Genomic DNA, 1,691 nt, shown 5'->3' with positions numbered 1-1,691 from the left:
TGAAGGGATGGAATTCGTAAACGAAAATTATAGCTGGCAAAAGATATGTTCAGATTTCGAAAACGTCCTGATAGAGGCAGTACATGGGTACACTAAATAAAAAAGAGATGGCGACAAAGTCAATTGAATTTTTCCTTAAAAAACCATCACATCAGCATGTCCTGTGGCTGAACTTTGCTCTTACTTACAACTGTAACAGCCGCTGCGTTATGTGCTCCATCTGGCAGAAATATAAGCAACAACCAGACCTGGCAAAAGAAGAACTGACCATTCCTGACATTGAAACCCTGCTGGCATCACCATACCTGGCAGCTCTTCAGGGAGTGAGTTTTACCGGCGGAGAACCACTTTTGAGGAAGGATTTTGTGGAGATTGCAGAATTGTTTATCAACAGGTACCCGAATGCTATTATCGGGGTGGCCACCAACGGTCTCAACCCTAAACTTACTGTTGATAAGATAAAAAAGATACAGGACATGTACAATCCAAAACATTTCAGTGTTTCACTTTCCCTGGACGGCCTTAATGCAAAACATGATGAGATCCGTGGGGTGCCGGGTGCATATGAAGCTTTGAATGAGACCATAGAACTCCTGAAGTCAGAAACTGATGTCAATATCGGGATTGATTTTACCATAACCCCCTGGAATTACAGGGAATTACAGGATGTGTACCGGTTCACGAAAGAGAAACACATCAAGTTCCTGGCAGGATTTGCACATAACAGCGGCGCATATTATGGCAATACAGAAATTGAGTTTGAATGGAGCAGCAGTGAACTGGATATTATTGAAGCCGATATGAGCACAATAGTCCAGGACCGTATAAGCAATGAATCGATATTCAACAAGCTCATTGATCCGTATGCGTTCTACCTGTCGGATTGTGTCAGGCACCAGATAGAGGGGACAATGCACCAGAGGTGCTATTCAGGTACACATTCACTGTTCCTTGACCCTCAGGGGAATGTCTATCCATGTATAATGCTGGACCGGAAGCTGGGTAACATAAAGGAGAACGGATTTGATAGTATCTGGACATCTCCTGATGCGAGTTCTCTACGGCACGAGATACGGTCAGGCACATGCGGCTGCTGGGTAGCCTGTGAAGCGGTACCGTCCATGCTGCGAAAGTTCGATTTTGTTAAATGGAACCTTAAGAACAAATTCATCAACAGGATATGAGTCTATGCGTATCTGTTTTGTAGCATATTTCAATAACGAGGGCGGCAAGGGTGATATGGGCACCAGGACCGTCGCCCGGTATCTTGCTGGTGGGGTATCGAAGACGCATGAGGTTCTGAGGGTGGATGTCAGGGATATTGGTTCATGGAGAAAGGCAAAGGCTTTTGGACCTGATATCATCCATTTTGTGTTTGCGCCTACGACCATGGGTTTTATGGCAGCCAGATTGTTTTCCCTGTACTGCCGGGGTGCCAGGACGGTGATATCGGCCCCCAATCCCACGCTGTCCTGCGGGCGGCTGGTAAAACATCTCAGGCCCGATGTTATACTGGTCCAGTCGCAGGAATCTGAAAAATTCTTTCAGGACCTGGGATTCAATACAAGATTCCTTCCCAATGGCGTGGATGTGGAACGGTTCGTGCCTGCAACTCCCGGGCAGAAGGAACAGTTCAGGAAGAAGTACCGGATAGATGCGGAAAAGTTTGTTATACTGCACGTTGGGCCTGT

General features: G+C 46.3%; 2 protein-coding genes. Both read left to right on the top strand.

Annotated elements, in window-relative coordinates; all coding sequences use genetic code 11:
* Positions 1-83 precede the first annotated feature (83 nt).
* Positions 84-1,184, top strand: a complete 1,101-nt coding sequence (locus tag K0A89_12915; GenBank protein MBW6519384.1) for a radical SAM protein — start codon at positions 84-86, stop codon at positions 1,182-1,184.
* Between the two features lie 4 nt (positions 1,185-1,188).
* On the top strand, positions 1,189-1,691 hold a 503-nt coding region (locus K0A89_12910), incomplete at its 3' end, for a hypothetical protein (GenBank protein MBW6519383.1).

Source organism: ANME-2 cluster archaeon, from assembly GCA_019429385.1.
Classification (GTDB): domain Archaea; phylum Halobacteriota; class Methanosarcinia; order Methanosarcinales; family Methanocomedenaceae; genus Methanocomedens_B.
This window is presented reverse-complemented; position numbering and strand designations above follow the sequence as displayed.

Coding starts and splice junctions, on each gene's coding strand:
- K0A89_12915 (MBW6519384.1), top strand. CDS start 84: ATGGGTACACTAAATAAAAAAGAGATGGCGACAAAGTCAATTGAATTT.